The sequence below is a fragment of the Clostridium sp. 1001283B150225_161107_B6 genome, assembly GCF_015556325.1.
Classification (GTDB): Bacteria; Bacillota; Clostridia; order Lachnospirales; family Lachnospiraceae; genus Enterocloster.
The window spans coordinates 790731-805791 of record NZ_JADNMD010000001.1; the positions used below are offsets into that span (position 1 = coordinate 790731).

At 51.6% G+C, this 15061-nt stretch carries 9 protein-coding genes; 2 read left to right on the top strand and 7 right to left on the bottom strand.

Annotation, left to right across the window (positions count from 1 at the left end):
• Positions 1-24: 24 nt before the first annotated feature.
• Positions 25-3159 (bottom strand): isoleucine--tRNA ligase, encoded by a 3135-nt coding sequence (gene ileS, locus I2H39_RS03560; RefSeq protein WP_195625803.1) that lies wholly within the window; start codon positions 3157-3159, stop codon positions 25-27.
• 564 nt (positions 3160-3723) lie between these two features.
• Here ileS and I2H39_RS03565 point away from each other — a divergent pair.
• Positions 3724-5181 carry a nicotinate phosphoribosyltransferase gene (locus I2H39_RS03565; protein WP_138306019.1) on the top strand — a complete coding sequence of 486 codons (1458 nt, stop codon included), beginning with the start codon at positions 3724-3726 and terminating at the stop codon, positions 5179-5181.
• Positions 5182-5285: 104 nt separating this feature from the next.
• Here the strand turns inward: I2H39_RS03565 and I2H39_RS03570 are convergent, their stop codons facing one another.
• Complete coding sequence (locus I2H39_RS03570; RefSeq protein WP_138306018.1) at positions 5286-6032, bottom strand: Sir2 family NAD-dependent protein deacetylase; 747 nt, start codon at positions 6030-6032, stop codon at positions 5286-5288.
• 169 nt (positions 6033-6201) lie between these two features.
• Positions 6202-7494, bottom strand: a complete 1293-nt coding sequence (locus I2H39_RS03575; RefSeq protein WP_138306017.1) for a galactokinase family protein — start codon at positions 7492-7494, stop codon at positions 6202-6204.
• 174 nt (positions 7495-7668) lie between these two features.
• On the opposite strand from I2H39_RS03575, the gene I2H39_RS03580 reads away from it, so the two are divergent.
• On the top strand, positions 7669-8670 hold the full coding sequence (locus I2H39_RS03580) for a TIGR01212 family radical SAM protein (protein ID WP_195625804.1): 1002 nt from the start codon (positions 7669-7671) through the stop codon (positions 8668-8670).
• Here the strand turns inward: I2H39_RS03580 and I2H39_RS03585 are convergent.
• From I2H39_RS03585 to htpG, 4 genes are all read right to left on the bottom strand, one after another.
• Positions 8622-9938 (bottom strand): CapA family protein, encoded by a 1317-nt coding sequence (locus I2H39_RS03585; RefSeq protein ID WP_138306015.1) that lies wholly within the window; start codon positions 9936-9938, stop codon positions 8622-8624. The genes I2H39_RS03580 and I2H39_RS03585 overlap by 49 nt on opposite strands.
• A gap of 20 nt (positions 9939-9958) precedes the next feature.
• Positions 9959-10819 (bottom strand): DegV family protein, encoded by an 861-nt coding sequence (locus tag I2H39_RS03590; RefSeq protein WP_138306014.1) that lies wholly within the window; start codon positions 10817-10819, stop codon positions 9959-9961.
• A 579-nt stretch (positions 10820-11398) separates the two neighbouring features.
• Entirely contained in the window at positions 11399-12811 is a 1413-nt protein-coding gene (locus I2H39_RS03595) for a hypothetical protein (RefSeq protein WP_138306013.1), read from the bottom strand.
• Between the two features lie 160 nt (positions 12812-12971).
• A complete protein-coding gene (htpG, locus tag I2H39_RS03600; RefSeq protein ID WP_195625805.1) occupies positions 12972-14981 on the bottom strand; it encodes a molecular chaperone HtpG in 2010 nt (669 codons plus the stop codon).
• Positions 14982-15061 lie beyond the last annotated feature (80 nt).

Consider the following 15061-nt stretch of genomic DNA (forward strand, 5'->3'; position numbering starts at 1 on the left):
AAGCCCCGCCTCACAATCTTACCATTATTTCATGGTCTTTTCAACACCGAGCATCACATTTTCGCCGTTAATGTTCCACTCTTTGACAAAGCCAGACATGGCGCCGATGTTAATATGGTCCGCCATGACCTCTGTCTTAATCTCGTCCGCATGCGTCTTAATCAGCTCCGCAATCCGGTCATTTCCATCCTGGTACACGCTGATGTGGTCCATTACCTCAAATCCGGCTTCCTTGCGCATGGTCTGAATCTTGCTGATAAGCTCCCTCACAAAGCCTTCCTCAATCAGTTCCGGAGTCAGGTTTGTATCCAGCACAACCGTCACATAGTTGTCCTCCTCTGTCACATAGCCGTCCTTCTGGGAAACATCAATCAGCAGGTCGTCCTTTGTCAGCACCACCTCCTGGCCACCAAAGTCAAAGGTAAGCTGTCCCTTCTCATTCAGGGTGTCCATGGCAGCGCTGCCGTCAATATCGGTCAGGGTCTGGCGAATCTGGTTCAGCAGCTTGCCGTACCTTGGCCCTACTGTCTTTAACTGGGGCTTAAAGGTGTAGGAAGTGAATTCCCTTACATCGTCAGAGAAAATCACCTGCTTCACATTCAGCTCTTCCTCAATAATCTGCACGTAGAATCTTGACAGCTCATGGTCGGCCTTCACATACATCCCGGCAATGGGCTGGCGGTTCTTGATATTGGCCGCATTCCTGGCAGCGCGTCCCATGACAACCACCTTCAGCACCTCGTCCATGTCGGATTCCAGCTCTGCATCAATCCAGGCATCATTCACCTCAGGGAAATCGCACAGGTGTACGCTTTCAGGCGCATCTGCATCCACTTTCCTCACAATGTTCTGATAAATCTGCTCTGTCATGAACGGAATCATGGGTGCTGCTGCCTTTGCAACGGTCACCAGGGCTGTGTACAGGGTCATGAATGCGTTAATCTTATCCTGCTCCATTCCCTTTGCCCAGAAACGCTCACGGCTTCTGCGCACATACCAGTTGCTTAAGTCATCCACAAACTCCTGGAGGGACCTGGCCGCCTCGGGAATCTGGTAATTCATCAGGCTGTTATCCACGGTCTTTACCATGGAGTTCATCTTGGACAGCATCCAGCGGTCCATAACCGGAAGCTTGTCGTATTCCAGGTTATATCTGGTCGGGTCAAAATTGTCAATGTTGGCATACAGCACCCAGAATGCATAGGTATTCCAAAGGGTGCCCATAAACTTGCGCTGTCCCTCGGTCACCGCCTTATCCTGGTAGCGCTTTGGAAGCCAGGGAGCGCTGCAGGTGTAGAAGAACCAGCGGATGGCGTCTGCGCCGTGGGCTGCCAGGGTATCGAAGGGGTCCACCGCATTGCCCTTGGACTTGCTCATCTTCTGTCCGTTCTCATCCAGCACAAGGCCCATGACAACCACATTTTCATAAGGCGCCTTGTTGAACAGCAGTGTGGACTCTGCCAGCAGGGAATAGAACCATCCCCTGGTCTGGTCCACTGCCTCGGAGATAAACTGGGCCGGGAACTGGGACTCGAACAATTCCTTGTTCTCAAACGGATAATGGTGCTGCGCAAAGGGCATTGCACCGGAGTCAAACCAGCAGTCAATAACCTCAGGCACGCGCTTCATGGGCTTGCCGCACTTGGGGCACCTGATGTTCACCGCATCAATGTATGGGCGGTGAAGCTCGATTTCATCCGGACAGTTGTCGGATAAGCTCTTTAATTCCTCAATGCTTCCAATGGAGTGCTGGTGTCCGCACTCACACTCCCAGATATTGAGAGGGGTGCCCCAGTAACGGTTCCTGGAAATGCCCCAGTCCTGGATGTTCTCCAGCCAGTCTCCAAAACGGCCCTTGCCGATGGAATCCGGCACCCAGTTAATGGTGTTGTTGTTGCGGATTAAGTCCTCCTTCACAGCCGTCATCTTGATGAACCAGGACTCTCTTGCATAGTAAATGAGAGGGGTTCCGCAGCGCCAGCAGTGAGGATAGCTGTGCTCAAAGCTGGGAGCTGAAAGAAGCAGTCCCCTGGACTCCAAATCCTTTAATACCATGGGGTCCGCATCCTTCACAAAGGTGCCTGCAAAGGGAGTTTCCGCCGTCATATCGCCCTTGGCGTCCACCAGCTGTACAAAGGGCAGGTCGTACTTGCGGCCCACATTTGCATCGTCCTCACCAAAGGCAGGTGCAATGTGTACGATACCGGTACCGTCTGTCAGTGTTACATAGTCAGCGCATACCATGTAGTATGCTTTTTTGTGCTGCTTCTCGCACAGGGGGACAGAGCAGTCATAGAGAGGCTCATATTCCTTGAACTCCAGGTCCCTGCCCTTGTAGGTTTCCAGCACCTCATAGTCCTCGCCCAGCACAGTATCTGCCAGTGCCTGGGCAATATAGTAGGTATAGCCGTCGCCTGTCTTGACCTTTACATAGTCTTCCTTGGGGTTCACGCACAGGGCCAGGTTGCTGGGAAGGGTCCAGGGGGTGGTGGTCCATGCCAGGATGTAGGCGTCCTCCCCCTTTGCCTTGAAGCGGGCAATGGCAGAGCGCTCCTTTACATCCTTATACCCCTGAGCCACCTCATGGGAGGACAGGGGGGTGCCGCAGCGGGGACAGTAGGGAACCACCTTAAACCCCTTGTACAAAAGGCCCTTGTCCCAAATCTGCTTAAGAGCCCACCACTCGGACTCGATAAAGCTGTTGTCATAGGTTACATAGGGATTGTCCATGTCGGCCCAGAAACCAACGGTGTTGGAGAAATCCTCCCACATGCCCTTGTACTTCCAGACGCTTTCCTTACATTCCTTGATGAACGGCTCCAGACCGTACTGCTCTATCTGCTCCTTGCCGTCCAGCCCCAGCTTTTTCTCAACCTCCAGCTCCACCGGCAGGCCGTGGGTATCCCATCCGGCCTTTCTCGGCACCATATAGCCCTTCATGGCCCTGTATCTGGGAATCATGTCCTTGATGACTCGTGTTTCCACATGGCCGATATGGGGCTTGCCGTTGGCTGTGGGCGGACCGTCATAAAATACATAAGGCTTGCAGCCCTCTCTCATCCTGATGCTTTTTTCAAAGATGTGCTCTGCTTCCCAGAACTTCTCCACTTCTTTTTCCCGTTCCACAAACTTAAGGTCTGTGGGGACTTTGTCATACATAGCGTCTTCCTCCGTTCCTGTCATTCATGATAGTTTTTTATTCTGGTATGTGAAAAAGATTGTATATCCTCCTATGAAGCAAAAAAGCTTCCGTCCCGAACAGGACGAAAGCCATAAGCTGCTTCGTTTAACCACCTATTACTGCATACCATCATATGAGTTCCCTTAACGCGGGAAACGCGTCCCGGCCTATCATGCGCTGCTACTGCATTCTTTCAGCCGGACAGCTCCGGAGTGATTTTCAGTTCTGCATTACTTGCACCGGCTTCCACCTCCCCCGGCTCTCTGTGGCGTTCCTGCAGGCCTACTGTCTCCATCTAAGCCTTTTTCATTTAACTTCTTTATTATAATAACACATGTGTAAAATGTCAACCGTGTATCTGATTTTCGTTTATTTTAGGGCGATTGTCTGTTTTAGCATGATTGTTAATTTTTTGTCATTTCATTTGCCTTTTCCAGAATATGTGTTATACTACTAACCAATATTACTGCACAGCCGTCAAAATCCTGCCGAACCGCATATCCTGCGTACAGCACACCGGCTGCGCCCAGGGAGGAACCTATATGGAGCAGAGAAATCTTACCTTACTCACGGACCTGTATGAATTAACCATGATGCAGGGGTATTTTAAAGAAAAGGACGCCAACGAAACCGTTGTATTCGACATGTTTTACAGGACCAATCCCCATGGCAACGGCTTTGCCATCTGTGCAGGATTACAGCAGGTCATCGAATACATTGAAGACCTGCATTTTGAGGACAGCGACATTGAATACCTGGGAAGCCTGGGCATGTTTGACCAGGACTTCCTGAACTATCTCCGCGAATTCCGTTTTACAGGCGATATATACGCCATCCCTGAGGGAACCGTGGTATTCCCCAGGGAACCTCTTGTGAAGGTCATTGCTCCCATCATGCAGGCCCAGCTCATTGAGACAGCCCTGCTCAATATCATCAATCACCAGAGCCTTATTGCCACCAAGACAGAGCGCATTGTCTATGCGGCCAAGGGCGACGGCGTCATGGAATTCGGACTGCGCAGGGCCCAGGGACCGGATGCCGGCACCTACGGTGCAAGGGCAGCCATGATAGCGGGATGCATCGGCACCTCCAATGTGCTCTGCGGCAAGATGTTTGACGTTCCTGTCAAGGGAACCCATGCCCACAGCTGGATTATGAGTTTTCCGGACGAGCTGACCGCCTTCCGCACCTATGCCAAGCTCTATCCTTCCGCCTGCATCCTGCTGGTGGATACCTACGATACCCTGGGTTCCGGCATTCCCAATGCCATCCAGGTCTTTAAGGAGATGAGGGAGGCCGGCATTCCCCTTACCTTCTACGGAATCCGGCTGGACAGCGGCGATTTGGCCTACCTGTCCAAAAAAGCCAAGAAGATGCTGACCGAGGCAGGTTTCCCGGACGCAGTGATTTCCGCCTCCAACGACCTGGACGAAAACCTGATTAATTCCCTGAAGATGCAGGGTGCCGCCATTAATTCCTGGGGTGTGGGCACCAACCTGATTACCGCCAAGGACTGCCCATCCTTTGGCGGAGTATACAAACTGGCTGCTGTCCTGGACAAGGCCACAGGCCAGTTTGTTCCCAAAATCAAGCTGTCTGAAAATGCCGAGAAAATCACCAATCCCGGCAACAAGACCATACAAAGGATTTACAACAAGGCCACCGGCAAAATAATCGCTGATTTGATTTGCCTGGTGGGCGAGGAATTCAACACCAGCAATTCCCTTCTTCTCTTTGACCCCCTGGAGACATGGAAGAAGACCATGCTGGCGCCGGACAGCTACACCATGCGCGAGCTGATGGTTCCCATTTTCCTGGACGGAACCTGCGTGTACCGGTCGCCAAAGGTAATGGAAATCCAGGCTTACTGCAGAAAGGAGCTGGATACCCTGTGGGATGAATCCAAACGTCTCATCAATCCCCACACAGTCCATGTGGACCTGTCCAATGAACTGTGGCACACAAAAAACCAGCTGCTGGATTCCTTCCACAGAAAATAAGCAGGAAAAAACCTGCAAGCTTCCAACAGGCAGGACTACAAAAGGCCAAAACCGTCTCCCCCTCACAGCGGGGCGCGGTTTTGGCCTTTATGGTTCCGGTACTCTTAAATCCCTCCGTCCACCAAAAGGGGAAGGACATTCTGGGGAAGGTCGTATATAACCATATCAGCCTTCTCATCCAGCGGCCTGGGCACCCGGTGGATGATTACCATCTTCTTTCCCTGGAAATACCGTATGTAGTTGCTGTAAACCTCAGAGCGCAGGCTGGTTCCCAGCACCAGCAGCACTTCGGCTCTGGCTATCTCCTCCGTGGTGCGGCTCATGATGCGGCTGTCCACCATCTCACCGTACAAGGACGTCCCCGGACGTATCATGGCCCCGCAGTTCCTGCAGTGGGGAACATGGCTGGAGTCCCTGATTTCCTCCATGGAATACAGACGGCCGCAATGGGGACACCTGTTCTTATAAATGCTTCCGTGCAGATAAATCACATTTTTGCACCCTACCTGCTCCGGCAAATCAAATATATTGGTGGTGACAATGCAGTGAAGCCTGTCCTCTTCCTCCATCCTGGCCAGCGCCCTTACAGACGGAGTCATGTTGGGAATCTTTTTCAATATCTCCTCACGGTAAAAGTCGTAGAAACGTTCCGGCCTTCTGGACAGACAGGAAATATGAAACAGCTCCTCCGGGGATTCCGAATATTTCTGTTCAATCTCATACGCTCTTCCTTCCTGCTTAAGCCCCAGAATGCCTCCCTCTTCCATCATCCCGGAACCGCAGATGGCAACCGTATAACGGCTGTCTGCCAGTATCTGCTTCAGGAGTTCCAGTGTCTTTTCACCAATCATACCCGCTCAGTCCTCCTCTTGTTCTGATTGCTTCAGCACGCGTTTTTTACCCCCGCGCCCTGGCATCATTATACTGCAAATTCCCCCGCCTTACCACAGGAATCCGCGGAAACTGTAAGCGCTGCACCTTTTAAACGCGGCGTTTTCTGTCGAAACAGGCAGAACTGATTTAAACCAGGTCATTGAAGCAGATGGCTCCGTACGGACGGATGCTCATTTTATAGGCGCTCCCCTCCCCTGTGCACTTCTCGATGTAATGTATGAACTCCTCCACCAGCTCATTGGGCAGCACCGCCATGATGACGCCGGCAAAGCCGCCGCCATGAACCCTGCAGGCTCCTCTCTGCTTCTCTGCTATGAACAGCTCCGTAAGGGCAAGGGTGACCGTGATTCCCTGCTCCTGGTAATTGCTGTTGGTAAAACAGTTCTGGAGCCATTTCCAGGAGGAATTGCCGGATGCCGTTATATTGTTTAAGAAGTCCTGGAAACGGTTCTCCTTAAGGGCAAGCACCTCTGCTTCCACCCGCTTGTTCTCCTCAAAAAAATGCAGGGCGCGCAGCACGGAGCGGTCCCCGGCAAACTGCCGCACCTCTGCCAGGCTGTCAATGACCTGTTTCTCAGACACCTGGGACAATACCTCTTTTCCAAAGTATTGGGCCACCTTCTTCATTTCAGCCGGAACCGAGGAATAGTCTGCACTCAGGTCAGCATGGCCCTTGCCGGTCTGCACGATAATCAGGCTGTGGTCCTGGGAACCAAAGTCAAAGTCTATCTTCTCCACCTTAGGCGTCAGAGGCTCCATAAAATCAATGGTGATAAGTCCGCCCACAGCACAGGCCATCTGGTCCAGCAGGCCGGATGCCTTGTCCCAGTAGTTGTTTTCTGCGAACTTGCCGATATGGGCATAGGCCACAGTGCTCATGCGGCCCTCATTGAAAAATGTGTTCAGCATGGAGCACAGCAGCATCTCAAAGGAAGCGGATGAACTGACACCGGCAGCGCTTATGACGTTGCTGGTAATATATGCGTTGAAACCGCCCACGCTGTAGCCGGAATCCTTAAAGCCCTGGAGAAGGCCCTTAACCAGGTCCACGGTTCCCGCCTTTTTCTCACTGGGTTCCAGATGGTTCAAATCAATGGTAAAATCCTGATTATATGTCTCGCTGACAATATGTACCTGATTGGATGCATTCTTTCCCGCTGCCCCCACACAGTCCAGGTTAATGCTGCCTGCCAAAACCTTGCCGTGGTTATGGTCCGTATGGTTGCCGCTGATTTCCGTTCTGCCCGGTGATGAGAACAGCATCACATCCCCTTCCCGGCCAAACATTTTCCCGTATCCGGCCAGCAAATCCTCATAGCGCTTCACATTGGCTTCTGCCCCGTCTTCCCCGTAGAGCTGCGCCATAAGCGCCCTGGCGCTGTCGCCCTGCAGCAGTTTTACCGTCTCATTTACATTCATGACTTACCTCTCCTATCTTTTCTGAAACTTCTGAATCCAGTTTATCACACATGGGGAGGAAACAACAATACAATATTCTCCTGTCTTCATACGTTTTTTTAAATAGGGATGACATCCGGCTGTTATTGCTGTTATAATCTCTTAATAACATCATTCAGAAAGCAGGTACTCACAATGGAATGGAACGGCAAACCTTATCACTCCCTGGACTATGAACTGAAACAGCAGTTCGGCCGGAAAATCTATAAGCTGTCCCTGGACGGAGGCATGACCTGTCCCAACCGGGACGGCACACTGGGAACAGGAGGATGCATTTTCTGCAGCGAAGGAGGGTCCGGCGATTTTGCAGCGCCCAGGCATACATCTGTCTCACAGCAGATAGAGGAAGCCATGGCACAGGTGAAGCGGAAGATGCCGGACAGTCCGCAGGGCTCCTACATCGCCTATTTCCAGTCCTATACCAACACGTATGCGCCCCTGCCGTATCTGAAGCAATTGTTTGGGGAGGCTGTCTCCCACCCCTCCATAGCTGCCCTGTCCATCGGCACCAGGCCGGACTGCCTGGAGCCTGAAACGGTTGGCCTGTTAAAGGAATTAAACCGTGTGAAACCAGTATGGGTGGAGCTGGGTCTGCAGACCATCCATGATTCCACTGCTGCCTTTATCCGCCGCGGATACGGCCTGCCGGTGTTTGAGGGCGCCCTTGTCCGCCTTAAGGAAGCCGGGCTGACCGTCATTGTCCACGTCATCTTAGGGCTGCCCGGAGAAACCAGGGGCATGATGGCGGGGACCGTGGATTACCTGGCCCAAAGCCCCATAGACGGCATCAAGCTTCAGCTTCTCCACATTTTAAAAGGGACTGACCTGGCAGCGTACTGCCAAACCAATCCCTTTCCCATCTTCACCATGGAGGAATACATTGATTTTGTCATAGACTGTGTGGAACGCCTGCCTCCCGGGCTGACCATCCACCGTCTGACGGGAGACGGACCAAAATCCCTTCTCCTGGCCCCCCTGTGGAGCGGAAACAAACGGATGGTGCTGAACACCCTCCACCGGCGTTTTAAAGAGCGGGACACCTGGCAGGGAAAATATTATGTCCCGGATTCCCCTGACAGGGTCCGCCTTTATTCTCCCGGTATTACAAGTCCATCCTCCCCCACTGTCACGCCGTAGGAAATGGATGTAATATACTGGTAAAAACCATTTTTTTCCCCTTCATCCGCCAGCATCCTGGTATATCCCCCTGAGGATGTGCCGGGAACCAGGCGGAGCGCAGCGTCCGTCCCGTCCCATTCCACCTTCAGAAGGGCTGTCTTCGGAATGCTGCTTCCGAACACAAAATTACCCAGGCTGTACACAATGGGCTTTCCCTTGTAGTACTCCAGCCCCTGAAGTACATGGGGATGACTCCCTATTACCAAATCGGCACCTGCGTCTATATACTGCTGTCCCAGGGTTCTCTGATATTCCTGGGGCCGCTCATCACGTTCAATTCCCCAATGCACATACACCACCAGGTAATCGCACTCCTCCCTGGCTTTTTTAATTTCCTCTAAAAGCAGGGACGGGTCATAGGTGGTCAGCATGCCCGGTCCCTTGGAAGTGGCGTTCCATGAGCCCTCAGGTATGACCCTGGAAGCTCCCAGGAAACCAATCCTGCGTCCCTTGGCCTCCATAAATACCGGCCTTTTGGCCTCCTCCAGGCTGGCTCCTGCCCCCACCCGCGCAATTCCGGCGTCATCCAGGGTGCTGCATGTATCCAGCAGGGCATCCGTGCCGAAATCCAGGGCATGATTGTTGGCCAATGTCACAATGTCTATGCCCAGCTCCTGAAACATGGAGACTTTTTCCGGCGGAAGGCGGAAGGTAAACTGCTTATCCGCAGCAGCCGTTCCCCGGCTGCTGAAGGGAAATTCCTCGTTCACCATGAAAATGTCGCTTTCATCAATCACCTGGCGGAATCCGCTGTCCACCACCCCGCCTATACCGCCTGCCTTCCGGTATGCGTTCAGCACATGGTCCGACAAAAGGATATCACCTGCGAATACCAGCTGCAGGGGAGAGGCATTGTCTGCTGTTCCGGTTCCTGTGCCCTGCCCTTCTTCGCCATTTGGAGCTGCAGATGAACCGCTGTCCGTTGTACCCTGACTGTCCCTGCCCGGGCCGTCTTCCTGATTTGGGACGCTGTCTGTTCCTGCGTCCCCCTGACCGGCTCCGCCTGTTCCCGCATCACTTGTCTTGTTTCCGCCCGTTCCTCTTCCGTCCGGCCCTTCTCCGTCCGGCGTCATCCCTCCGGCCATTCCAACGCCTTCTGAGGCGCCTACCATCTCAGCCCTTACATATTTGTCCTGTCCTGAGTGCCATATGAAATATCCCGTAATACCGGCTAGCAGCAGCCCTAGTAATAAGGCTGCTGCCACAATACATCCTGTTCGCTTCATAAATCCTCTCCTGCCGGACATCAGACTGCCAGCACAATTCCTCCGTCATTGGCATATACAGTTGCCACGCCAGCTGCATTGGTAACCACAATCTTCTTAAATCCTATTCTCTTGGCCAGCTCTTCCTTTACATATTCAGCCCGTTCAGGGTTATTCACATGGCAGACCACCGCAATCTTGCTGGCTGCGTCCGCCACTTCCTTTACCGCAATGTCGCACATTCTCTGAAGGGCCTTATTCATTCCCCTGGCCTGGTCCAGCTTGATGATGGTTCCCGTATCCGCTCCCATCACAGGCTTGATGTTCAGGGCTGTGGCGAAAAACGCCTGCAGGCCTGACAGGCGGCCGTTCTTGCGAAGTGTATCCAGGCTCTCCAGTACAAAATAAGTATTCATGCCGTCCCTGTATGCCAGGGCCTTCTCCACCACCTGGTCAAATTCCAGTCCGGAATCGCACAGATTCTGGATAAACAGGGCAATGTTCAGTTCCCCGGAGGATGCGGACAGGGAGTCAATGACAGCCACCTTCTTGGCCTGCTCCTCCATACCCTTTTCAGCCATCTCCTCCTCGTACAGCTTCTTTGCCACTGCCGCCGAATTATAACTTCCGCTGAGGTGGCTGGACAGGGTGATGACAAACACAGCATCAGCCTCTGCTTCCTCAAATGCCGCCTTAAACGTCTCAGGCGACGGACATGCTGTCTTTGGGCACTCCGGGCATGCCTTCACCATCTCTATAAACCGCTTCTGGTCAAAAGTCTCATCATCCACTACCTGGGCACTGCCTACCTGCAGTGTCAGCGGAATCATCTGAAATCTGGAATCCTTCTTCATATCCTCTGTTAAATCAAGACAACTATCCCCGATAATCTTATAGGTCATAATAATGTCCTCCGGTTTTTCTTATCCATGCAGTTTCACATGTAGTATTCATTACTACTTATTATAACAGTATGGATGGTAAAATGCAATGCTTATGTGTTTCCAGTTTTATGGAGTTTTTTTGTGGGGAGGAGGGACGCGGACAGTATGAGGATATCGCGTTCGTGGGAGAGGACGGGCGGGGGAGGGATGCGCGGGCTGCGGGGTAAGAAGGTCTAAGGCCCTGGGAATCTGCTAAAAGCAAGGCCAAAGCTGCCCAAACTCGCTCCGCTCAAACAGCTGTGCAGCTTTGGCCTTAACACAGATTTCCACGGCCTAAGTCCTTCTAAACCCCTGTAGATGCACATCCCTCCCCCGCCCGTCCTCTCCCACCCGCCAGGTTTTCTCCGTCCGCTGACACTTCCTTCCATAAAATGAGAAATGAGTTGGCTTTGGGATTATTATGATGAAAAAAAGAGGAACAGAGGGCTGAAAATGATGGTTTTCCGGTCCTCTGTTCCTTTTTGCTTTGTATGCTTCATTTTACGTACATTATTTTACGTGCATTATTTTATGTACTTTGCTTTTTCATCCTGCGGCTCAGTGAGCCTGCTCTATGGCTGACAGAATCTGGTCAACGGTGGCCTGGCGTTCGCCGGTGTATTCGATGGAGATTTCCATGAGCTTGCCGTCTATCTGACGGAAGTAGGTGTCCTCATGGTCTGTGGTGCCGTCGCTGTTCTGGCTGGTGGTCTTTATGTATTTGTATTCATAGCCGCCCATGTTTACTGTGCCGGTGCTGTCCACGGCGTAATCGTAGTAGCCGGCGTATTCGGCGAGCCATTCCAGATAACGGTCTAACTGCTGGGTGGAATCAGTGTAGTCTATGGTAAGCAGGTAGCCGCTTCCCTCATCGTACCAGTAGTACATGTTTTCACCTGCCTCCAGGGGATAGCTGTAATAGCTTCCGTCGCCCAGCATCAGCTCTGCTGCCTCAGGAAACTTCATAAGCAGGTTGGCCCAGCGGTTGGTGTAGGTCTTTCCTGATATGGTGCCTGTCTCGTAGGCTGCGGCCGGACGCTGGCTTCCCTCCACCATGTAGCCCTGGGCGTCAAAGGTGTATTGGCTGCCGTCTATGGTCTTGGTCAGGCTGGTCACCATGTGGCCGAATTCATCCACATACTTCCATCTTCCGTTTTCTTCAATCCAGGCTTTATACATGATTTGGCCGCTGCCGTCCAGACGGTATGTAAGGCCGTTCTCATCCAGAGCCCATTCGTTGGTTCCGTATGTGCCGTCTCCGTGGAGATATTGCCATCCGCCGGCTTCCGTATAGCTCCATCCGCCTCCTGCGTATGGCTGCATCTGGCTTAAGAGCAGGGCTGCGGTTCCTGCCTGGTCGCCGGAGTAAATCTGGACCAGCATATAACAGTTTCCGCCAATCTCCCTCATGTAGATGTCCAGGAACATGCTGTTGGCCAGCTCCGCCATGTAGGCGTCATACTCCTGTTTTTCCTCCGGGGTCATGTCATAACCGCCAATCCAGGCAGACATGTACTGGGCCATCAGGGCTCCGTAATTAATCTTGATGGAGTAATAGCCAGCTCCTGCTATGCCTGCCGCTCCTGTGGATACATAGGAGCCGTAGGATACGTCCTGGCCCAGTATCTGCAGCATTTCCTGCATGATGCCCTCCAGGCTCTCTCCTTCCAGGTCCGCCACTATGCCTGCCGTGGCAAGAAAACTCTCCTTTTCTTCGTCAATGGACGCTGCGATGAAATCAATCTTCACCCCGTCCTCTTCCATATAGGACAGATAATCCAGTCCCAGGTTTCCCCCGTATCTCCCCACCTCGTAACCGGCCGGGAATGTGGCCTCAAATCCTGCCATGCTGCTTCTCACTGTGCTGCCCTCAATGGAACTGAGCCCTGTGGGAAGCGCCCAGGCTGTCATCGCGCCTGCGGCAGTCAGCACTGTGCTCAGCAGCACTGCCATGAAACGTTTACCTCTCATACGCCCCTTCTCCCTTCTTCATACTATAAGATATTTCCAGTATAACCGATTTAGAATGCCCGTGCAATGCAAAAAGGGACTGGTTTCAAAAGTTCCCTCCTGAAACCAGCCTCCCTTGTCTTTGTAACGTTTCTTCTGAATGCACCTGTAATCTTCAGGCTTATTCTGCTTTTTCGCCGGCCATAATCATCATGATTTCATTGCTGCGGCTTACAAATGCCGTCATGCGCTCCGGTGCCAGGGGACCGTGGCTTAAGCTTGCCAGGTCATACAGCTGTTCGCAGATTTTAGATGTATTGGCGTCTTCCTTGTGTCCCAGCACATACTGTACCAGAGGATGGTTGGCGTTAAGCACCAGGGTTTCCCCTGTTCCTCCGAACATGCCCATGTCCATGCCTCCCATGCTGTACATTTTCATCATATCCTGCATACGGCGGGTATCCTCGGATACGGTAATCATGGAAGCCACGCCCGCATTCTTCATCTTCTCCACCTTGATGTCCAGCTTGTCATTATTCAGGGCTTTCTTAAATACTTCTGTCAGCTCCTCGGATGTCTTCTTGAACTCCTCGTCGTCTTCCTTTACCTCTTCTTTGAATGCAGCGTTAAGGTCCGTATCAATGCGCAGGAACTTAAGGCCTTCCTTCTTCTGCTCCACATGGGAAATGAATGGGCTGTCAATGGCGGCAGGCATGATGACTGCGTCGATTCCCTCTTCCTTAAACATGTTGATGTACTGGCTCTGTTCCTTTTCATTGGTTACATAGAAAATGGTATTCTCATGTTTTTCCTTGTTTTCATCCAGACAGTCCTGAAGAGTCAGGTATTTGCCTTCCAGGTTCTTGTACAGGATGAAATCGCCCATCTTTTCAGCAAACTTCTCATCCTTGATATAGCCGAACTTGATAAAGGGCGCAATGTCATCCCAGTATTTCTCATAATTTTCCCTGTCTGTCTTACACATGCCGGACAGCTTGTCCGCCACCTTCTTCGTGATGTAATCCGATATCTTCTTTACAAAGCCGTCATTCTGAAGAGCGCTTCTGGACACGTTAAGCGGCAGGTCCGGACAGTCGATAACACCCTTTAAGAGCATCAGGAACTCAGGAATAACTTCTTTGATATTATCTGCAATAAATACCTGGCTGTTGTACAGCTTAATGGTTCCCTCCAGGCTGTCGTACTCCATATTGATTTTCGGGAAGTACAGAATGCCCTTTAAGTTAAATGGATAATCCATGTTCAGGTGAATCCAGAACAGCGGTTCCTTGTAATCCCTGAACACCTTGCGGTAAAAGCTCTTATAATCCTCCTCAGTGCATTCGTTGGGATGCTTGTTCCACAGAGGGTTGGTATCATTCAAAGCCACGGGACGCTTGTTGATTTTATATTTTTCCCTGGAAGGCTCAATTTCCACAATCTCCTTGGTGCCGTCTTCCTTTTCCTTCTCCTCAGTCCTGGCCGGCTCAATGACCGGCTCAACAACCGTGTCCTTGTCCGTCAGCTCGTCCTTCTCAATGGTTTCATACTGAGGCTCTGCTGTCTCATTGTCCAGGAAAATATTCACAGGCATAAATGCGCAGTACTTCTCGATGACTTCTCTTGCCCTGTACTCGTTGCAGAACTCAGTGCTGTCCTCGTTCAGATATAAGGTGATGGTGGTTCCCACCTCAGCCTTATCCCCTTCCTCCATCTCAAAATCAATGCCGCCCTCTGATTCCCAGTGAACCGGCTTTGCATCCTTCTGATAGGACAGGGAGTCGATGGTTACTTTATCGGCAACCATGAACGCAGAGTAAAAGCCCAGTCCGAAATGACCGATAATCTGGTCCTCATTGGCCTTGTCCTTGTACTTCTCCATGAAATCCTGGACACCGGAAAATGCAATCTGGTTGATATACTTGTCAATCTCTTCTTCGGTCATGCCAAGTCCATTGTCTGTAATCTTGATGGTCTTGTCATTGGGATTCACGGACACCTGGATTTTATACTCCAAATCCTCGGGTCTTTCGTACTCTCCCATAAGCTCCAGCTTCTTAAGCTTGGTAATGGCATCGCTGCCGTTACTAATCAGCTCCCTGTAGAAAATGTCATGGTCAGAGTACAGCCATTTCTTGATTACCGGAAAAATGTTCTCACTTGTAATTGATAAACTGCCTTTCTTTGCCATCTTTCATCCGCCTCTTTCTTATATAATAATAGTTCTTCATGTTTTGCAATGTTTACTCACAAACTACATTTTAGTACGAG